Origin of the sequence: Loktanella atrilutea (assembly GCF_900128995.1) — a bacterium.
GTDB lineage: Bacteria > Pseudomonadota > Alphaproteobacteria > Rhodobacterales > Rhodobacteraceae > Loktanella > Loktanella atrilutea.
In genome coordinates this window covers 851,812-871,612 of record NZ_FQUE01000001.1, presented here as the reverse complement: position 1 = coordinate 871,612, position 19,801 = coordinate 851,812, and the positions used below count along the sequence as shown (strand labels likewise).

Genomic DNA, 19,801 nt, shown 5'->3' with positions numbered 1-19,801 from the left:
CGGTGACGGACATAAACGTGGTTGAAACATATCCGCGGCACCCCCAGATATTGTGACACGAGGAGGCGTTCGCACGGTTGCCGACAGAGGGGCCGGAACGTCTTGCCAAACAAAGGAACAGAGCATGCAAGAGCCACTTGCCCCATCCTACCCGGTCCTGCCCCTGCGGGACATCGTGGTCTTTCCGCACATGATCGTGCCGCTGTTCGTGGGGCGCGAGAAGTCGGTCCGCGCACTGGAAGAAGTCATGCGCGACGACAAGCAGATCCTGCTGTCCAGCCAGATCGACCCCGGCGAGGATGATCCCGCCGAAGGCGGCATCTACAAGGCCGGCGTGCTGGCCAACGTGCTGCAACTGCTGAAATTGCCCGACGGCACCGTGAAAGTGTTGGTCGAAGGCCGCGCCCGTGTGCGGATCGTGGACTTTATCGCGAACGACAGCTTCTTCGAGGCGTCCGCCGAATATCTGACCGAAATGCCCGGCAACGAGGACGAGATCGAGGCGCTGGTGCGCACGGTCGCGGCGGAGTTCGAGCGTTACGCCAAGATCAAGAAGAACATCCCCGAGGAAGCCATGTCCGCCGTCAGCGAGACGACGGAACCGGCGAAGCTTGCCGACCTCGTGGCCGGCCATCTGGGGATTGAGGTCGCCGAGAAGCAGGGCCTGCTGGAAACGCTAAGCGTCAGCGAGCGGCTGGAGAAGGTCTATGGCCTGATGCAGGGCGAGATGTCCGTGCTGCAGGTCGAGAAGAAGATCAAGACCCGCGTGAAGTCACAGATGGAGCGCACCCAGCGCGAATACTATCTGAACGAACAGATGAAGGCGATCCAGAAGGAACTGGGCGACGGCGAGGACGGCCAGAACGAGGTCGCCGAACTGGAAGCCAAGATCGCCGAGACCAAGCTGAGCAAGGAAGCGCGTGAAAAGGTCGACGCGGAACTCAAGAAGCTCAAGAACATGAGCCCGATGAGTGCCGAGGCGACCGTGGTGCGCAACTACCTCGACTGGATTCTGGCCGTGCCATGGGGCGTCAAATCGCGCACCAAGAAGAACCTTGTCCATGCACAGAAGGTGCTGGACGACGACCACTTCGGGCTGGAGAAGGTCAAGGAGCGGATCGTCGAGTATCTGGCCGTGCAAAGCCGCAGCGCCAAGCTGAAGGGGCCGATCATGTGCCTCGTCGGTCCTCCGGGCGTCGGCAAGACGTCGCTGGGCAAGTCGGTGGCGAAGGCCACGGGGCGCGAGTTCATCCGCATCTCCTTGGGTGGCGTGCGTGACGAATCGGAGATCCGCGGCCACCGCCGGACCTACATCGGGTCCATGCCCGGCAAGATCATCCAGGCGCTGAAGAAGGCCAAGACCACGAACCCGCTCATCCTGCTCGACGAGATCGACAAGATGGGTCAGGACTTCCGTGGCGATCCGGCTTCCGCGATGCTCGAGGTGCTCGACCCGGAACAGAACGGCAGCTTCGTGGACCACTATCTCGAGGTGGAATACGACCTGTCGAACGTCATGTTCCTGACCACGGCAAACTCCTACAACATGCCGGGGCCGCTGCTGGACCGGATGGAGATCATCAGCCTGTCCGGCTACACCGAGGACGAGAAGCGCGAGATCGCGAAGGGTCACCTGCTGCCCAAGGTCATGAAGAACCATGGCCTGAAGCCGAAGGAATTTTCGGTCGAGGACAGCGCCCTGACGGACATCGCGCGGTATTACACCCGCGAGGCCGGCGTACGGAACTTCGAGCGTGAGCTGGCCAAGATCGCCCGCAAGGCGGTGACCCAGATCGCCAAGAAGACCTACGACCACGTCACGGTGACGGCGGACAACCTCGACGACTTCCTCGGCGTGCGCAAGCATCGCTACGGGTTGGCGGAGAAGGACGACCAGGTCGGTGTCGTGACCGGACTGGCGTGGACCTCCGTCGGCGGCGAACTCCTGTCGATCGAGGCGCTGCGGCTGCCGGGCAAGGGCCGGATGAAGACCACTGGCAAGCTGGGCGACGTGATGAAGGAATCCATCGACGCGGCCTCCAGCTATGTCCGGTCGATCAGCCCGAAGATCGGTGTGAAACCGCCGAAGTTCGACACGATCGACATCCACGTCCACGTCCCTGACGGGGCGACGCCGAAGGACGGTCCGAGCGCGGGTCTGGCGATGGTGACCTCCATCGTCTCGGTCCTGACGCAGATTCCCGTCCGCAAGGACATCGCCATGACCGGCGAGGTCAGCTTGCGCGGCAACGCCATGCCGATCGGCGGGTTGAAAGAGAAACTGCTGGCCGCCCTGCGCGGCGGTATCAAGACGGTGCTGATCCCCGAGGAGAACGAGAAGGACCTCGCGGACATTCCGGACAACGTGAAGGAAGGTCTGACGATCATTCCCGTCACCCACGTGTCGGAGGTGCTGGAACACGCGCTGATCCGGCAGCCCGATCCCGTCGAATGGGACGAGGCCGCCGAGGAGGCTGCCGCCGCCGCGACGCTGGCCGAACAGCGGGCCCGGCTGACAGGCGGTGCCGGGGTCCACTGACCGGCCCTATGACGACAGGGGGCGCACCGCAGGGTGCGCCCCTTTTTTCGGAATGACGTCATCTTGCGGCCCCGATCCCCTCCGATACCGCGCCGTAGCGACCTGTATCTTGCCCCCCATCCCTCAGGAATCTTCCATGACCGACAAGCCCGCACCCGACGCCGATGGCACTGTCCGCCTCACCCCGGCCACCCCCCGGGTCAAGGTGAAACCCGCGCCTGCTGCCGCGACCAAGGCGCCGGCACCGCGCGTCGTCGCCCCCGCCGCTGATGCGCCCGGTGGTGGGACGGTGAAGAAGGCCGACTTCATCGACCGCGTCGTGGCGCGATCCGGTGTGAAAAAGAAAGACGCCAAGCCCGCGATCGAGGCCACGCTGGCAGAGATCGCGGCGATCATGGCGGACGGCGGAGAGCTGATCCTGCCGCCGGTCGGAAAGCTGAAGACCGTGAAGGTCAAGGATGTGGGCGAGGGGGCGCAGATGCTGACGTTGAAACTGCGCACGACCAAGGACCCGGCGACGCCTGCGGCCATGGGAAATACGAAATCCGGGGTTGCAGAGGACGCCGACGACAGCTAAATCACCGCCCAAGGGTGATTAGCTCAGTGGTAGAGCGCTTCGTTCACATCGAAGATGTCAGGAGTTCAAATCTCTTATCACCCACCATTTCCTCTCGCTTTATGAGCTACCAACCCCTCGATATCGGCTGACCAGTCTGTGGCACCCGGTAAAGGCCCTTCTCCAGAATTGACGCAGCCCTTGCCAGAGGTATCATCGGTCCGGATGTGCGGGCGGATACGGTAATCTTAGGGGCATGTTCACGGTTTGCCCCCATCCTGGACGTCCCGAGGTTGATGAGGGTTTTGCAGATGGCACGACGGATTGCAGCGCGCGAGATACCGAACAGGGGCTGCACATGCGGCCGCACCATTCCAGCCTCTGACTGTTCCTGCGTGAGGTTTCATGCGACCCGCGATACACGCGATGACCCCGATCCGACTGTCGAGGAAGCCGTGATGCGTATCGTATGGCAGGACCGTTTCAACGACACGAACAAATCCTGACGCGCGCCACCCAATACGAAAAGCCGGGACATTCATATTCCTCGATTCGCGCTGCTCGAGAATCGTTCTGCCTTCAGAAGCGGCAGGTGCGATCGAATGCCCGTCACCTGTGCAGAAGTGATGCAGCCGGCGCACACCACAAGATAGCCGACCTGATCGGAAGGGCCGTCAGGGACGGATGCACCCTAAGTCGGCGACCCGCCGTGATTTTCCGTCGATCAGGGGCGGTTGCAGACTGTGGACAACCACCGGGATGAATCACCCGCACCCGTAGCAGCGTGTCAGTCAAGCGCAATTACCTGCCTCAACCCTGCAAAATCGAGTTGACCCCCTCGGCCCAGATACGTCAGTTTGTGGAGGTCGAGCAAACCGATACAAGATGTAGTGTGGCCGAACGTGATTGCTGATCGCGACAGGTCCTGATCGTGCTCGCACCGATCAACCGGCCGCGCAGACGGCATATGACAGGGGACAGAGATGAAATTCGACCGCACGTTCACGCGCGAGGGGGCCGATGCCTACGCCGACATCGCCTTTCGCAGCGCCACATCCGAGATTCGCAACCCGGATGGCACGGTCGTCTTCAAGCTCGAGGATTGCGAGATTCCCGCGGAGTGGAGCCAGGTCGCATCCGACGTCATCGCGCAGAAATACTTCCGCAAGGCGGGTGTGCCTTCGGCGGTGAAGCGGATCAAGGAGAAGGGCGTGCCGTCCTTCCTGTGGCGGGCCGAACCGGCAGAGGGTGCCACCTTTGGCGGCGAGACCAGCGCGCGGCAGGTCTTCGACCGGCTGGCAGGCGCATGGACCTACTGGGGCTGGAAGGGCGGCTACTTCACGACCGAGGCCGACGCCCGCGCCTATTTCGACGAGATGCGCTACATGCTGGCGACCCAGCGCGCGGCCCCGAACAGCCCGCAGTGGTTCAACACTGGCCTGCATTGGGCCTACGGCATCGATGGCCCGGCGCAGGGCCACTACTATGTCGACTACAAGACGGGCGAGCTGACGAAATCGACCAGCAGCTACGAGCATCCCCAGCCGCACGCCTGCTTCATCCAGTCCGTGCAGGACGATCTGGTGAACGACGGCGGCATCATGGACCTCTGGGTCCGCGAGGCGCGGCTGTTCAAGTATGGCTCGGGCACGGGCACCAACTTTTCATCGCTCCGCGGAGAGGGCGAGAAGCTGTCGGGCGGCGGCAAGTCGTCGGGCTTGATGGGTTTCCTGAAGATCGGCGATCGTGCCGCAGGGGCCATCAAGTCCGGCGGCACCACCCGCCGCGCGGCCAAGATGGTCATCGTCGACGCCGACCACCCGGATATCGAGCAGTTCATCAACTGGAAGGTCATCGAGGAACAGAAGGTCGCCTCCATCGTCGCCGGATCGAAGATGCATGAGCGTTACCTCAACGCCATCTTTGCCGCGATCAAGGCCTGGGACGGCACCGCCGAGGACGCCTGTGATCCCAAGGCGAACGCCACTCTCGCGACGGCGATCAAGGAAGCTAAGCGCTCTGCCATTCCGGAAACCTACATCAAGCGCGTGCTGGACTATGCCAAGCAGGGTCACACGGGCATCGAATTCCCGACCTACGACACCGACTGGGATTCGGAGGCCTACTCCTCCGTCTCCGGCCAGAACTCCAACAACTCCATTCGGGTCACTGACGCCTTCCTGAAGGCGGTAGAGGCCGATGGCGACTGGAAGCTGATCAACCGCAAGAACGGCGAGGTTGCGCGCATCATCAAGGCCCGCGACCTGTGGGATCAGGTGGGTCACGCCGCCTGGGCCTGCGCCGATCCGGGCATCCAGTACCACGACACCGTCAACGCCTGGCACACCTGCCCCGAAGACGGCGCGATCCGCGGGTCGAACCCCTGCTCGGAATACATGTTCCTCGACGACACGGCCTGCAACCTGGCCTCGCTGAACCTGTTGACCTTCTACACCGACGGCACCTTTCAGGCCGAGGACTACATCCACGCCTGCCGCCTCTGGACCGTGACGCTGGAGATCAGCGTGATGATGGCGCAGTTTCCCAGCAAGGAGATCGCGCAGCGGTCCTACGACTTCCGCACGCTGGGTCTGGGCTATGCCAACATCGGCGGTCTGCTGATGAACATGGGTCTGGGCTACGACAGCGACGAGGGCCGCAGCCTCTGTGCCGCGCTGACCGCGATCCTGACCGGCACCGCCTATGCCACCTCGGCAGAGATGGCCGGAGAGTTGGGGGCATTTCCGGGGCACGCCCGCAATGCCGCGCACATGATGCGTGTGATCCGCAACCATCGCCTTGCCGCCGAAGGCCTGTCCGAAGGCTACGAAGACCTGGACATCAAGCCGGTCCCGCTCGATCACAACAACTGCCCGGACCAGCGCCTGATCGCCCTTGCCACGAAGGCGTGGGAAGAGGCGCTGGCGTTGGGCGGAATCCACGGCTTCCGCAACGCGCAGGTCAGTGTCATCGCGCCCACCGGCACCATCGGTCTGGTCATGGACTGCGACACCACCGGAATCGAGCCCGACTTCGCGCTGGTGAAGTTCAAGAAGCTGGCCGGGGGCGGCTACTTCAAGATCATCAACCAGTCGGTGCCGGCGGCGCTTGCGAAACTGGGCTACGGCTCTGCCCAGATCGAGGAGATCATCGCCTACGCCGTGGGTCACGGCTCTCTCGGGCAGGCACCCGGCATCAATCACACCTCGCTGATCGGCCACGGATTCGGGTCAGAGGAGATCGCCAAGGTCGAGGCCGCGCTGAAGGCCGCCTTCGACATCCGCTTCGTCTTCAACCAGTGGACGCTGGGCGAGGATTTCTGCCGCAAGTCGCTGGGCATCCCGTCGGAAAAGCTGTCAGATCCGTCCTTCGACCTGCTGCGCCATCTCGGCTACACCAAGGCCGAGATCGACGCCGCCAACATGCACGTCTGCGGGACGATGACGCTGGAAGGCGCGCCGCACCTGAAGGCCGCGCACTACAACGTCTTCGACTGCGCCAACCCCTGCGGCAAGATCGGCAAGCGGTATCTCTCCGTCGACAGCCACATTCACATGATGGCAGCTGCGCAGTCGTTCATTTCGGGCGCGATCTCCAAGACGATCAACATGCCCAACGATGCGACGATCGAGGATTGCCAGAAGGCCTATGAGCTGTCGTGGTCGCTGGGCATCAAGGCCAACGCGCTCTACCGCGACGGGTCCAAGCTGTCACAACCGCTGGCAAGCGCTTTGGTCGAGGATGACGAGGAGGCGGCAGAGATCCTGTCGACCGGGTCGCAGCACGAAAAGGCCGCCGTGTTGGCCGAGAAGATCGTCGAGAAGATCATCATCAAGGAGATCGCCAAGTCCCAGCGCGACAAGCTTCCCGAACGGCGCAAGGGTTACACCCAGAAGGCCATCGTCGGCGGTCACAAGGTCTACCTGAGGACCGGCGAATACCAGGACGGCAAGCTGGGCGAGATCTTCATCGACATGCACAAGGAAGGCGCGGGCTTTCGTGCCATGATGAACAACTTCGCCATCGCGGTGTCCGTCGGCCTGCAGTACGGCGTCCCGCTGGAGGAGTTCGTCGACGCCTTCACCTTCACCAAGTTCGAACCGGCGGGCGGTGTGCAGGGCAACGACAGCATCAAGAACGCGACCTCGATCCTCGACTACATCTTCCGCGAACTGGCGGTCTCTTACCTCGACCGCACCGATCTGGCCCATGTAAAGCCCGAAGGCCACGCCTTCGACGACATCGGTCGCGGGGTGGAGGAAGGCGTCGCGAATGTCGCGACCCCGTCGGAAGCAGCAGCGTCGCGCTCGCTGGAGGTGCTCAAGCAGATCAGCTCCACCGGGTATCTGCGCAAGCGGATGCCGCAGGATCTGGTCGTGCTGCAGGGCGGCCTGAACACCCTGACCGACACGATGGAGGCGCTGCAGGCCATTGCCCCGCAGGTCGCGATGGGGCAGGGGACGGCGACGTCCCTGTCGTCCGGCACCATGGCTGCCACAGGCGGCCTGACTGCCCGCGACAAGGCCAAGATGCAGGGCTACGAAGGCGACCCCTGCGGCGAATGCCAGAACTACACGCTGGTCCGCAACGGCACCTGCATGAAGTGCAACACCTGCGGCGGCACCAGCGGCTGCAGCTGAGGGACGAAGCGACGGGTGGTGTGGCGGGCCATGGACATTGGACAGGCCCGCCGCGCTGACTGATGAAGCGGGAATGTTCGTGGTCAGAGGGGCGGTCACCAGATACCAACCCTCTGAATGAAGGCGGCCGGGAGGTTCGATTCTCCTTGCTACAGGCCACCATTGATCATCCACCCAAGCTGGTCGTATTCGCGTGTCGCATGATGAGAAGCGTCAAGGCCACGAATCGCGAAGGGCTGGCACGCTTGCACTTCTTCCCCACCCTCAGGTGTTGGCGCTTTAAGGCTGCATGATGCCCAGAGCCCGCTCCGGGGCTGGGGATCATGCTAAAAAAAATGGCACCCGCAGGTGCCATTTCTCGGTCTCATGTCTGGCGAGGAACCGATCTCACGCCTTGTCTGCCGAAGACGATTTGGCGGCGTCGTTGACCGTCTTGTCGGCAAGGTCTGTCAGGTCGGCGTCGGTCTTCCACTCCTGCTGCAGCGTCTCGTCCAGAAGCTTGGCGGCATCGGTCATGCCGAGTTCGTTGGCCCAGCGGTGCAGGGTGCCGTAGCGGGTGATCTCGTAATGCTCTACGGCCTGCGCCGACGAGATCAGGCCGGCATCCAGCGCCGGGCTGTCCTTGAACTCGTCGATGATGTCCTCGGCTTCCGCAAGGATGCCCTCGATCGCGTCGCAGGTCTTGCCGCGGGCGGGCTTGCCCAGAATCTCGAACACCTTCTGCAGGCGCTCGATCTGCTCTTCCGTCTCGGCGTGGTGCTTGTCGAAGGCGGCGACCAGCGTTTCGTTCTGAGCAGCGCGCTTCATCTTCGGCAGGGCCTTCAGGATCTTGCGCTCGGCGTAGTAGACGTCCTTCAGCGTGTCGAGGAACAGGTCGTCGAGGGTCTTCATCTTGGCCATGGGGGTCGTCCTTGCTGGCCCGGCAGGACACCTGTCCTGCGCAGTGCGGGCTCGCATGACAACCGACGGCCCGGCAGTCCGTTCCCGCGGGGGACCACTGAATCGGTTTTCGTTGCTCTGCCTGAGGTTTTACCGTGCGCCGTGCCGTCACGCGCTGTCGCGGATCACCATCCTGCCCTGAAACAGGCTCAGGTCGGCAGACTCCGTTTCGCCCTTCAGCACGCTGACAAGCCCTTCGACCATCGCGGTCAGCGGCTGCCGGTAGGTCGTCAGCCGGTAGTTCGGGCTGGTCGTCTGCGGCACGTCGTCAAAGCCGGTGACGGCGATGTCGTCCGGCGTGCGCAGACCGAATTCATAGCGGATCGCATCGATGGCGCCCATCGCCAGCGCGTCGTTCTCGCAGACGATGACATCGGGCCGCCTGTCCGCCGACAGCCCTGTCAGATGGGTCGTCACGGTCGCATAGGCCAGCGTCGGGTCGTAGCGTGCGACAGAGGTGAATGCAGCGATGGTGCCCGTTGCCGCCTGCCAGCGGGCCAGAAACGTTTCCTTGCGCATCAGATGCGCGGACAGGGTCTGCGGACCGGCCAGGAAGAGGGGCCGGCGGTAGCCCTTGCCAATGACATGATCCGTCATCTGCAGCATCGCCGCCCGGTCATCGCAACAGATCGAGATCGTGTTCGGATTGGCCGAGAAACGCGCGAAGACGATCAGCTTGCGGATCCGGCGGGCGCCCAGGGCGGTTTCCAGCTCTTGATCGTCGAAGTTGACGCCGATCAGCACGGCGGCGTCGACCCTGCGCTGGCTGGCGTTCATCAGGGCCACCGTGGCGTCGTTCCGGTCCAGCGTGTTGACCAGAAGCGTATCCCACCCGTGTTGCCGCAGGATGCGGGTCAGGCGTTCCATCATCACCAGCTTGTGCGGGTTGGCGAAATCATCGACCAGCAGCGCGACGAGGTTGCTGCGGTCCGACGCAAGGCTTGCCGCCAGCAGGTCGGGGGCATAGCCCAGCTGGCCCGCGGCCTCCATCACCCGCGCACGGGTGGCGGCAGAGATCGAGGCATCCTTCTTGAAGGCACGATTGACTGTCCAGCGCGAGACGCCAGCGACACGCGCGACGTCGTCGGCGGTGATGTTGTCGTTCGCGCGATCCGCCATCGTGGCCCTCCGGTGTGCGAGCATATCGGAAAACCGGGGACAGACCAGTCCGCTTGCACGCGGGTGCATAATTTTCTTGCACGCGCGTGCAGGGCGGGAGTAGCGTCGGTTCAGTAACGGGATTCGGGGGGAATCATGCTTCATGTCGGTCTACTGGGCGCGGGGCGCATCGGCACGGTCCATGCGCAGGCGATTACGTCCCATCCCGGCAGCCAGCTGACCGCCGTGTCCGATGTTATGTCAGAGGCCGCGCAGAAGCTGGCCGCGGAACATGGCGCCACGGCGCGCCCGTCGGCCGAGATCATCGCCGATCCCTTGATCGACGCCGTGCTGATCGCCACATCGACCGACACCCATTCCGACCTGATCGAGGCCGCGATCGCGGCGGGCAAGGCGGTGCTGTGCGAAAAGCCCGTGGACCTGAGCCTTGCACGCGCGCGGGCCTGTCAGAAAGCGGTCGCCGGCTCCGGCCACCCGGTGATGATCGGCTTCAACCGCCGCTTCGATCCCAGCTTCGGCGCGCTCAAGGCGGCACTCGATGCGGGCGACATCGGCCGTGCAGAGCTGCTGTCGATCACGTCCTTCGATCCGGCGCCGCCGCCGGTCAGCTACGTCAAGGTCTCCGGCGGGCTGTTCCGGGATATGATGATCCACGATTTCGACATGGCGAACTTCATCATGGGCGACGCGCCCGAAACCGTCATGGCGGTGGGGTCGTCCATCGTCGATCCGGCGATCGGGGCGGCGGGCGATGTCGATACCGCCGTGGTCACGCTGACCTATGCCGACGGGCGGATCGCTGTGATCAAGAACTCGCGCCGTGCCGTCTATGGCTACGACCAGCGCGTCGAACTTCTGGGGTCCGAAGGCCTGTTGCAGGCCCAGAACGTGCCGGAAAACACACTCGTGAAATCGACGACCGCGGGCGTGACGGGGGCGAAGCCCACCTACTTCTTCCTCGAACGCTACATGCCCGCCTACCGCGCCGAATGGGCGGCCTTCGTGGCCGCGGTGACCGATGGGACGCCTGTGCCGGTGACGCTCGACGACGGCGTCGCGGCACTGGCCATGGCAGAGGCCGCGACGCTGTCGCGCCAGTCCGGTGCCGCGGTCAGGCTGGCCGACGTGATGTAAGGTTTCGGGCCGCGCGTCCCGCGGCCCCACGCTGCGATGCCAGACTGAGGAGGCTGGCAAGACGCCATCCGGTTCACGCCGGATGATGCGGTGACCGGGCGCCGCCCGGCACCTGATGACATCGAAAGGGAGGAACACAATGCAGACATTTCTCAAGGGCGCACTGGCCGCCGGTGCCGTGACGCTGGCCTCGCCGGTTCTGGCGCAGGACATCGTCGTCGTGGCGCACGGTCAGGCCAACGATCCGTTCTGGTCCGTGGTCAAGAACGGCGTCGAGGAAGCGGGCAAGGACACCGGCGTCAATGTCGACTACCGCTCGCCCGAGACCTTCGACATGGTCGCCATGGCGCAGCTGATCGACGCCGCCGTGAACCAGGAACCCGATGGCCTCGTGGTCTCGATCCCCGATGCGGACGCGCTCGGGCCGTCGATCGAGCGTGCGGTGGCCGCCGGCATCCCCGTGATCTCGATCAACTCCGGCTCTGACGTGTCGAATGAGCTGGGCGCGCTGCTGCACGTCGGTCAGGACGAGCGTGACGCGGGCGTCGCGGCGGGCGAGAAACTGGCCGAGATGGGCGGCACCAATGCGATCTGCGTGAACCAGGAGGTCGGCAACGTCTCTCTCGACCTGCGCTGCGAGGGCTTCGCCGAAGGCTTCGGCGGCACCGTGACCGTCCTGCCGACGTCCAACGACCCGACCGAAATCCAGTCCAAGGTCGCCGCCGCCCTGTCCTCGGACGAGGGCATCGACACCATTATGGCACTGGGGGCCGGCACCGCCGGAGAGCCCTCCGTCGCCGCCGCCAAGGCATCGGGCCGTGACATCAAGGTGGCAACCTTTGATCTGTCCGCCAGCTTTCTGCAGTCCGTCGTCGACGGCGACGCGGCTTTCGCGATCGACCAGCAGCAGTTCCTGCAGGGCTACCTCGCCGTCGATTTCCTCGCGCTCAACGCTAAATACGGCCTGATGCCCGGTGGCAACGTGCCGTCGGGTCCGAACCTGATCACCGCTGACAAGGCGGCGCAGGTCATCGACCTGTCGTCGAAGGGTATCCGCTAGGACCGGACTGACACCACAAAGCAAAGGGGCGGCGCGGGGGATGCGCCGCCTCTTTCAGACGGGGGAGGAGATCACATCATGAACGCATCCGACGGCGCCCTTGAAGACGAACGCGTGAAGGCCGAATCCTTTCTGTCGCGCCTGATGCGGCGGCCGGAACTGGGGGCCATCGCCGGCGTGATCCTCGTGGTGATCTTCTTCGCGATCACCGCTGACGGGTCGATGTTCACCCTGTCCGGCTTCATGAACTTCATGTCACCCGCGTCGCAACTGGGCATTCTCGCCATCGGCGCGGCCATGCTGATGATCGGCGGAGAGTTCGACCTGTCCATCGGATCGATGGTCGCCTTCGCCGGACTTTTTTTCGCGATCTGCGCGGTGAACTGGGGCCTGCCGCTGGTCGTCACCATCCCGCTGACCTTCGTCTTCGCCGCCTGCGTCGGGGCGGTCAACGGCACCATCGTGATCCGGTCCGGCCTGCCGTCCTTCATCGTGACGCTGGCGTTCCTGTTCATCCTGCGGGGCCTGTCGCTGGTCGGTCTGAAATGGGCCACCGGCGGATCGACCCAACTGCGCGGCGTGCGCGAGGCGACGGAGGGCGATATCCTGACGCCCTTCTTCTCGGGTGACGCATTCCCGGGCCTTTTTGCCCGGCTGGCCGAGATGGGTCTGGTCGAGACCTTCGGCAACGGCGCGCCCAAGGTCCCCGGCATCCCGGTCGAGATCCTGTGGTTCGTCGTCATCGCCGCACTGGCAACCTACGTCCTGCTGCGCACGCCTGCGGGCAACTGGATCTTTGCCGCGGGCGGCGACACCAACGCCGCCAGCAACTCGGGCGTGCCGGTCGCGCGCGTGAAGGTGTCGCTGTTCATGCTGACGGCAGCTTGCGCTGCGCTGGTCGCAATCATCACCGTGATCGACGCAGGCTCCACCGATGCCCGCCGCGGCTTTCAGAAGGAATTCGAGGCGATCATCGCCGCCGTCATCGGCGGCTGCCTGCTGACAGGCGGCTACGGGTCCGCCATCGGGGCCTTCTTCGGCGCGATCATCTTCGGCATGGTGGTGATCGGTTTGACCTATACGAACTTCGATCAGGACTGGTTTCAGGTGTTCCTTGGCGCGATGCTGCTGATCGCCGTTCTGTTCAATAACGCCATCCGCAAGCGCGTGACGGGAGAGCGTTGAGATGACCGACAGCACCTTCCACCACGGCGAGGCCGCCACCGCGCAGGCGCCCATCGTCGAGATGAGGAACATCGAAAAGCACTTCGGCAACATCATCGCACTGGCCGGTGTCAGCTTCGACGTGCGGCCCGGCGAATGCCACTGCCTGCTGGGCGACAACGGCGCGGGCAAGTCGACTTTCATCAAGACGATGTCCGGCGTCCACAAGCCCACGAAGGGAGAGATCCTGTTCGAAGGCACGCCCATGAAGTTCGACACCCCCCGCGACGCGATGGAGGCGGGGATCGCCACGGTGTTTCAGGACCTCGCCATGATCCCGCTGATGAGCGTGGCGCGCAACTTCTTCATGGGGCGCGAGCCGACGAAGGGCAGGGGACTCTTCAAGCGGTTCGACGTCGACCGTGCGAACGAGATCACGATGACCGAGATGCGCAAGATGGGCATCAACCTGCGCGGGCCCGATCAGGCGGTCGGTACGCTGTCGGGCGGCGAACGCCAGACGGTCGCGATTGCGCGGGCCGTTCATTTCGGTGCCAAGGTGCTGATCCTCGACGAGCCGACCTCGGCCCTTGGCGTGCGCCAGACCTCGAACGTGCTGGCGACCATCGACAAGGTCCGCAATCAGGGCATCGGCGTCGTCTTCATCAGCCATAACGTGCGGCACGCGCTGGCCGTGGGCGACCGCTTTACGGTGCTGAACCGGGGCAAGACCCTCGGCACCGCCACGCGAGGCGAGATCAGCCCCGAAGAGCTGCAGGACCTGATGGCCGGCGGACAGGAAATGGCGCAGCTTGAAGGATCGCTCGGCGGGACCGTCTAGTCCGCGGGGTGAGGGAAGATTGATGAATAGCACCGACATGCCCGATAAGCCCCTCGGCATCGCCTTGATCGGCACCGGCTTCATGGGCAAGTGCCACGCGATGGCCTGGGGATCGGTCGCCACCGTCTTCGGCGGCGCGCACCCTCGGCGCGAGGTGCTCTGCGACGCGACGGAGGAGGCGTCGGACGCCTTCGCCCGGCAGTTCGGCTTTGCCCGTGGCACGACGGACTGGCAGGCGGCGGTCGCCGATCCCGCCGTCGACGTGGTGTCCATCACCACCCCCAACGGGCTGCACCGCCCGATGGCAGAGGCGGCATTGCGCGCGGGCAAGCATGTCTGGCTGGAAAAGCCGATGGCGGTGACGCTGGCGGATGCGCAGGCCATGGCCGACCTTGCCGCAGCACACCCCGGGCAGGTCACGATCCTGGGCTACAATTACACCCGCAGCCCCGCCTATCAGGCGGCCGTGCGGATGGTGCGCGATGGCGTGATAGGCTTGCCCCACGCCTTTCGCGGCGTCTATGACGAGGATTACGCTGCCAATCCCGACCTGCCGTGGACCTGGCGCATGACGCGGGAAAAGGGCGGTCTTGGCGCGCTCGGCGATCTGGGCTGCCACCTCGTCAGCCAGATGGTCGGCCTGATGGGCGACGTGTCCGAGGTGACGGGAATCACCCAGACCTCCGTCCCGATGCGCCCCTCCCCCGACGGCCCGCGCGCGGTCGAGAACGACGATTCCGCGCTGGCGCTGATCCGCTTCGCCTCCGGCGCGCAGGGGTCCTTCGCCACCTCCCGCGTGGCATCGGGCCGCAAATGCCGCCTGCAGTGGGAATTGCACGGCAGTGACGGCACGCTGGTCTTCGACCAGGAGAACATGAACGAACTCTGGCTCCACCGGCGCGGAGAGGCCGGGTTCACTCGTCACCTGACCGGCCCAGACCAGCCCGACTTCGCCGCCTTCTGCCCCGGACCGGGGCACAATTTCGGCTTCAACGAGCAAAAGGTGATCGAGGCGCGCGACCTGATCCGCGCGATTCGTGGCGGCGCCCCCTGCTGGCCCGATTTCGCCGAAGGCCTGAAGATCGAGCGCGTGATCCACGCCGTCGCGACCTCCGAAGGCCGCTCCGTCACGCTGGAGGAGACACCATGAAGACCCTCGACCTCATCACCATCGGCCGCAGTTCCGTGGACCTGTACGGCGCGCAGGTGGGCGGGCGGCTGGAGGACATGGGGTCCTTCGACAAATACATCGGCGGCAGCCCGACGAACATTGCCTGCGGCACCGCGCGGCTGGGGCTGAAGTCGGGGCTGATTACCGGTGTGGGCGATGAACACATGGGGCGCTTCATCCGCGAGCAGTTGCAGTGCGAGGGGGTGGACACGCGCGGCGTCAAGACCGACCCCGACCGGCTGACGGCGCTGGTGCTGCTGGGGATCCGCGACGCGGACAGCTTTCCCCTGATCTTCTACCGCGAGAACTGCGCCGACATGGGACTGACGGTGGATGACATCGACGAAGGCTTCATCCGGTCCGCCCGTGCGGTGGTGGCGACGGGCACGCACCTGAGCCACCCCCGGGTGGAGGCGGCGACGCTGAAGGCGTTGAAGATCGCGCGCGCCGACGGGATGCTGACGGCCCTCGACATCGACTACCGCCCGAACCTCTGGGGCGTGGCGGGGCATGGCGACGGCGAGAGCCGCTTCGTCGAAAGCGCCGCCGTGACGGCGAAGCTGCAGGGCACGCTGCACCTTTTTGACCTGATCGTGGGGACGGAGGAGGAATTCCACATCGCCGGCGGCACCACCGACACGATTGCCGCACTGCGGGCCGTGCGGGCCGTGTCGGGTGCCACGCTGGTGTGCAAGCGCGGGGCGGCGGGGGCGGTGGCCTTTACCGGCGCGATCCCCGACTCGCTGGACGAGGGCGAGGCAGGCCCCGGTTTTCTCATCGAGGTCTTCAACGTGCTCGGCGCCGGCGATGGCTTCATGTCCGGCCTGCTGAAGGGCTGGCTGGACGGCGCGGACTGGCCTACGGCCCTGAAATACGCCAACGCCTGCGGCGCCTTCGCCGTCAGCCGCCACGGCTGCACCCCGGCCTATCCGAGCTGGGAGGAGCTGCAGTTCTTTTTCGACCGCGGCATCGAACGCCCCGATCTGCGGCACGACGCGGAGCTTGAGCAGGTGCATTGGGCGACGAACCGCTCCGGCGACTGGTCGTCGGTCAAGACCTTCGCCTTCGACCACCGCAGCCAGCTGGAGGAGATGGCGGGCTATACCCCGGCCAAGGGCGGGCGGTTCAAGGAGCTCTGCCTCGACGCCGCCCTGCGGGTGCAGGACGGGCGGCCGGGCTACGGCATCCTCTGTGACAACCGGATCGGGCGGTCGGCGCTGCACCGTGCCAGCGGATCGGGCCTCTGGATCGGGCGGCCCACCGAATTGCCCGGCTCACGCCCCGTCGACTTCGAGCCGGAGCTGGGCGAGGATCTGGGCCAGCTTCGCGAATGGGCGCGCGAGAACGTGGTCAAGCTGCTGGTCTTCTGCCACCCGGACGACGACGACAAGACCGCCAAGATGCAGGTCGCCCGCGTCAAGCGCCTCTTCACCGCCGCGCGGCGCAACGGGCTGGAATTCCTGCTCGAGATCATCCCGTCGAAGGTCGGCCCGGTGGACGACATGACCTCGGCCGCACTGATCCAGACCTTCTACGACGCCGGCGTCTTCCCCGACTGGTGGAAGCTGGAGCCGTTCAAGACGGAAGCCGCCTGGGCCAATGCCACAGCCGCCATCGAGCGCAATGATCCCCGCACCCGCGGCATCGTCGTGCTGGGCCTCGACGCGCCGCAGGCGGGGCTGGCGGAAAGCTTCGCGCTGGCCGCACGGCAGCCGCTGGTCAAGGGCTTCGCCGTGGGACGCACGATCTTCGGCGACGCGGCGCGGGCCTGGCTCGACGGCCAGATCACCGATGGAGAGGCCGTCGACATGATGGCAGAGAATTACGCCCGGCTGTGCGACACCTGGGACAGGGCGCGGGACGCCGTGCGGGAGGAGACGAGATGACCGGAACGATCCGACTGACGGCGGCGCAGGCCATGATCCGCTACGTCGCGGCGCAGCAGAACGACGATGGCGCGCCCTTCATCGCAGGCTGCTGGGCGATCTTCGGCCACGGCAACGTGGCGGGCATCGGCGAGGCGCTGCACGCCCACCGCGAGACCTTCGCCACCTGGCGCGGTCACAACGAGCAGACCATGGCCCATGCCGCCATCGCCTATGCCAAGCAACTCGGGCGCAGGCGTGCGATGATGGTGACATCCTCCATCGGGCCGGGGGCGCTGAACATGGTGACGGCGGCGGCACTCGCCCATGTGAACCGCCTGCCGGTCCTGCTGGTGCCGGGCGACGTCTTCGCCGACCGCGGCCCCGACCCGGTGCTGCAGCAGATCGAGGATTTCGGCGACGGCACGGTCAGCGCCAACGACTGCTTCCGCCCCGTCGTGCGCTACTTCGACCGGATCACCCGGCCCGAACAGCTGCTGACCGCCCTGCCACGCGCCTTCCGCACCATGACCGACCCCGCCGACTGCGGCCCGGTGTGCCTCGCCTTCTGCCAGGACGTGCAGGCCGAGGCCTTCGACTGGCCGGAGAGCTTCTTTGCGCCGAAGGTCTGGCGGCAGCGTCGCATCCGGCCCGACGAAGGTGAACTGGCGGCGATGGCCGATGCGATCCGGGCTGCGACGCGCCCGGTGATCGTGGCGGGCGGCGGCGTGCATTATTCCGGCGCGACGGAGGCGTTGCGCGCCTTCGCGGAAGCCTTCCACATCCCCGTCGTGGAAACCCAGGCCGGCAAATCGGCGCTGGGCTGGGATCATCCTCTGAACCTCGGCCCCGTGGGCGTCACCGGGGGCACCGCCGCGAACACGGTCTGCGCCGAGGCCGACCTCGTGCTGGGCATCGGCACCCGGTTCCAGGACTTCACGACCGGGTCATGGGGCCTCTTCGCCAACCCCTCCCGCCGGATCGCCTGCCTGAACGTCGCGGCCTACGACGCGGCAAAGCACGACGCCCTGCCGCTGGTCGCCGATGCCCGCGTGGGGCTGGAGGAGCTGACGGAGGCTCTCGGCCACCACTGCGCGCAGGGCAGCATCGACGGGTTGAAGGACGACTGGTTCGCCGTCGTCGATCCGTTGACCGCACCCCCGGGCGAGGGAAATGCCCTGCCCACCGACATGCAGGTGATCGGTGCCGTCCAGCGCGCGGCCACCCCCGACACGGTCGTCATGTGCGCCGCCGGGACCATGCCGGGCGAGCTGCACAAGCTGTGGAAGGCGGGCCGTCCCGGCAGCTACCACATGGAATACGGCTTCTCCTGCATGGGCTACGAGATCGCGGGGGCCATGGGCATCAAGATGGCGGAGCCGGAGCGTGACGTGATCTGCTTCACCGGCGACGGCACCTACATGATGGCCAACTCCGAACTGGCGACGGCGGCGATGATGGGCATCGCCTTCACCGTGGTCGTGACCGACAACCGGGGCTACGGCTGCATCAACCGCCTGCAGATGGCGACCGGCGGGGCGGAGTTCAACAACCTGTTGGACCACACGATCCACGTCCAACCCTCGGCCATCGACTTCGCCGCCCATGCCGCCGCCATGGGGGCCACGTCGGTCAAGGTCGGCTCCATCGCGGAACTCGAGGACGCGCTCACCCGCCGCCACGAGGCCACCGAGCCCTACGTCATCGTCATCGACACCGACCCCTATCCCAGTTCGGAACCGGGCGGGACATGGTGGGACGTGACCGTGCCAGAGGTGTCGGACCGCGACGCCGTGGCGCAGGCGCGCGAGACCTACGAGACCAACAAGCAAACCCAGAGGACCACCTGATGCCCGCCGACACCGCGAAGACCGTCAAGATCGGCATCTCCCTGATCGCCTGGCAGAACGACGACCTTCCGGACCTGACGGCGGCATTCACCACCGAAGGCGCGATGGAGGACGCGGCCCGCATCGGATACGCCGGTGTCGAACGCGGTCGCCGGATGCCTGCCGACACCGACGGCCTGCGCGCCTACCTCGACCGCTACGGCGTCAGCCTCTGCGGCGGCTGGTGTTCGGGCAACCTGCATGTCGCCACGGTCGAGGAGGAATTTGCCGCGATCCGCCAGCAGGTCGACCAGTTCACCACCCTGAACGCGCCCTGCATCGTCTACGCGGAATGTTCCAACACTGTGCAGGGCATGGTGAACACCCCCGTCAGCCAGCGCCCGAAGCTGAGCCGCGACGAGGTGACGGGCTACGCGAAGAAGCTCACAGAGCTGGCGAAGCGCGTGCGGGACGCCGGCATGACCCTGTCCTACCACCACCACATGGGCGCGATGATCGAGGACTCCCATGACATCGATTGGCTGATGGACGGCTCCGGACCGGAGGTCACGCTGCTCTACGACACTGGGCATCTGGTCTTTGCCGGGGCCGACCCGCTGGCGGTCCTGGATAAATGGGGCGACCGGGTGCATCACGTCCACTTCAAGGACGTGCGGCCCGACGTGCTGACGAGGGTCCGCGACGGCGACCGCAGCTTCCTCGACGGGGTGCGGGCGGGGGTCTACACCGTGCCGGGCGATCCCGAGGGCTGCACCGACTTCCAGGCGATCACCGACCGGCTGGCGGCGATGGACTACGCCGGCTGGATCGTGGTGGAGGCCGAACAGGACCCCGCCAAGTCCCCGCCCTATGACTACTCCAAGCTCGGGTTTGAGCACATCACGCAGATCTGCGGCCGCTCCGGCCTGCGCATCGAAAGGTAA

13 protein-coding genes and 1 tRNA gene are annotated in these 19,801 nt (G+C 65.5%); 12 read left to right on the top strand and 2 right to left on the bottom strand.

Features of this window, described 5'->3' with window-relative positions:
* The first annotated feature begins 124 nt into the window (after nt 1-124).
* The 4 genes from lon (at nt 125) to BUA54_RS04175 (ending at nt 7,735) form a co-directional block, all read left to right on the top strand.
* Nucleotides 125-2,539 (top strand): endopeptidase La, encoded by a 2,415-nt coding sequence (lon, locus tag BUA54_RS04190; RefSeq protein ID WP_072855902.1) that lies wholly within the window; start codon nt 125-127, stop codon nt 2,537-2,539.
* A gap of 136 nt (nt 2,540-2,675) precedes the next feature.
* On the top strand, nt 2,676-3,116 hold the full coding sequence (locus BUA54_RS04185) for an HU family DNA-binding protein (RefSeq protein WP_084114059.1): 441 nt from the start codon (nt 2,676-2,678) through the stop codon (nt 3,114-3,116).
* A gap of 12 nt (nt 3,117-3,128) precedes the next feature.
* Nucleotides 3,129-3,203: transfer RNA gene (locus tag BUA54_RS04180), tRNA-Val, on the top strand.
* 875 nt (nt 3,204-4,078) lie between these two features.
* The gene (locus BUA54_RS04175; protein ID WP_072855901.1) at nt 4,079-7,735 is read left to right on the top strand and encodes a vitamin B12-dependent ribonucleotide reductase; all 3,657 of its coding nucleotides are present in this window, start codon (nt 4,079-4,081) and stop codon (nt 7,733-7,735) included.
* Between the two features lie 387 nt (nt 7,736-8,122).
* Here the strand turns inward: BUA54_RS04175 and BUA54_RS04170 are convergent, their stop codons facing one another.
* Together BUA54_RS04170 and BUA54_RS04165 are read right to left on the bottom strand one after the other, a co-directional pair.
* Nucleotides 8,123-8,635, bottom strand: a complete 513-nt coding sequence (locus BUA54_RS04170) for a YciE/YciF ferroxidase family protein (RefSeq protein ID WP_072855900.1) — start codon at nt 8,633-8,635, stop codon at nt 8,123-8,125.
* Between the two features lie 147 nt (nt 8,636-8,782).
* Nucleotides 8,783-9,793 (bottom strand): LacI family DNA-binding transcriptional regulator, encoded by a 1,011-nt coding sequence (locus BUA54_RS04165; protein ID WP_072855899.1) that lies wholly within the window; start codon nt 9,791-9,793, stop codon nt 8,783-8,785.
* Between the two features lie 135 nt (nt 9,794-9,928).
* Here BUA54_RS04165 and iolG point away from each other — a divergent pair, with 135 nt between their 5' ends.
* The 8 genes from iolG to iolE all read left to right on the top strand — a co-directional run bounded on the left by iolG (nt 9,929) and on the right by iolE (nt 19,801).
* The gene (gene iolG, locus BUA54_RS04160; protein ID WP_072855898.1) at nt 9,929-10,927 is read left to right on the top strand and encodes an inositol 2-dehydrogenase; all 999 of its coding nucleotides are present in this window, start codon (nt 9,929-9,931) and stop codon (nt 10,925-10,927) included.
* A gap of 139 nt (nt 10,928-11,066) precedes the next feature.
* Complete coding sequence (locus tag BUA54_RS04155) at nt 11,067-11,987, top strand: sugar ABC transporter substrate-binding protein (RefSeq protein ID WP_072855897.1); 921 nt, start codon at nt 11,067-11,069, stop codon at nt 11,985-11,987.
* A gap of 78 nt (nt 11,988-12,065) precedes the next feature.
* On the top strand, nt 12,066-13,172 hold the full coding sequence (locus tag BUA54_RS04150; protein WP_072855896.1) for an ABC transporter permease: 1,107 nt from the start codon (nt 12,066-12,068) through the stop codon (nt 13,170-13,172).
* A 1-nt stretch (nt 13,173) separates the two neighbouring features.
* A complete protein-coding gene (locus tag BUA54_RS04145) occupies nt 13,174-13,992 on the top strand; it encodes an ATP-binding cassette domain-containing protein (RefSeq protein ID WP_072855895.1) in 819 nt (272 codons plus the stop codon).
* A 22-nt stretch (nt 13,993-14,014) separates the two neighbouring features.
* Complete coding sequence (locus BUA54_RS04140) at nt 14,015-15,142, top strand: Gfo/Idh/MocA family protein (RefSeq protein WP_072855894.1); 1,128 nt, start codon at nt 14,015-14,017, stop codon at nt 15,140-15,142.
* Nucleotides 15,139-17,049, top strand: a complete 1,911-nt coding sequence (locus BUA54_RS04135; protein ID WP_072855893.1) for a bifunctional 5-dehydro-2-deoxygluconokinase/5-dehydro-2-deoxyphosphogluconate aldolase — start codon at nt 15,139-15,141, stop codon at nt 17,047-17,049. The genes BUA54_RS04140 and BUA54_RS04135 overlap by 4 nt, the downstream gene beginning before the upstream one ends.
* On the top strand, nt 17,046-18,878 hold the full coding sequence (gene iolD, locus BUA54_RS04130; RefSeq protein ID WP_072855892.1) for a 3D-(3,5/4)-trihydroxycyclohexane-1,2-dione acylhydrolase (decyclizing): 1,833 nt from the start codon (nt 17,046-17,048) through the stop codon (nt 18,876-18,878). The genes BUA54_RS04135 and iolD overlap by 4 nt, the downstream gene beginning before the upstream one ends.
* Entirely contained in the window at nt 18,878-19,801 is a 924-nt protein-coding gene (gene iolE, locus BUA54_RS04125; protein ID WP_072855891.1) for a myo-inosose-2 dehydratase, read from the top strand. Before iolD ends, iolE begins: the two co-directional genes overlap by 1 nt.

Excerpts from the sequence above, each read along its gene's own strand:
- BUA54_RS04145 (WP_072855895.1), top strand. The coding sequence starts at position 13,174 with ATGACCGACAGCACCTTCCACCACGGCGAGGCCGCCACCGCGCAGGCG.
- BUA54_RS04185 (WP_084114059.1), top strand. The coding sequence starts at position 2,676 with ATGACCGACAAGCCCGCACCCGACGCCGATGGCACTGTCCGCCTCACC.
- iolE (WP_072855891.1), top strand. The coding sequence starts at position 18,878 with ATGCCCGCCGACACCGCGAAGACCGTCAAGATCGGCATCTCCCTGATC.
- BUA54_RS04175 (WP_072855901.1), top strand. The coding sequence starts at position 4,079 with ATGAAATTCGACCGCACGTTCACGCGCGAGGGGGCCGATGCCTACGCC.
- BUA54_RS04155 (WP_072855897.1), top strand. The coding sequence starts at position 11,067 with ATGCAGACATTTCTCAAGGGCGCACTGGCCGCCGGTGCCGTGACGCTG.
- lon (WP_072855902.1), top strand. The coding sequence starts at position 125 with ATGCAAGAGCCACTTGCCCCATCCTACCCGGTCCTGCCCCTGCGGGAC.
- BUA54_RS04170 (WP_072855900.1), bottom strand. The coding sequence starts at position 8,635 with ATGGCCAAGATGAAGACCCTCGACGACCTGTTCCTCGACACGCTGAAG.
- BUA54_RS04135 (WP_072855893.1), top strand. The coding sequence starts at position 15,139 with ATGAAGACCCTCGACCTCATCACCATCGGCCGCAGTTCCGTGGACCTG.
- BUA54_RS04150 (WP_072855896.1), top strand. The coding sequence starts at position 12,066 with ATGAACGCATCCGACGGCGCCCTTGAAGACGAACGCGTGAAGGCCGAA.
- BUA54_RS04140 (WP_072855894.1), top strand. The coding sequence starts at position 14,015 with ATGAATAGCACCGACATGCCCGATAAGCCCCTCGGCATCGCCTTGATC.
- iolD (WP_072855892.1), top strand. The coding sequence starts at position 17,046 with ATGACCGGAACGATCCGACTGACGGCGGCGCAGGCCATGATCCGCTAC.
- iolG (WP_072855898.1), top strand. The coding sequence starts at position 9,929 with ATGCTTCATGTCGGTCTACTGGGCGCGGGGCGCATCGGCACGGTCCAT.
- BUA54_RS04165 (WP_072855899.1), bottom strand. The coding sequence starts at position 9,793 with ATGGCGGATCGCGCGAACGACAACATCACCGCCGACGACGTCGCGCGT.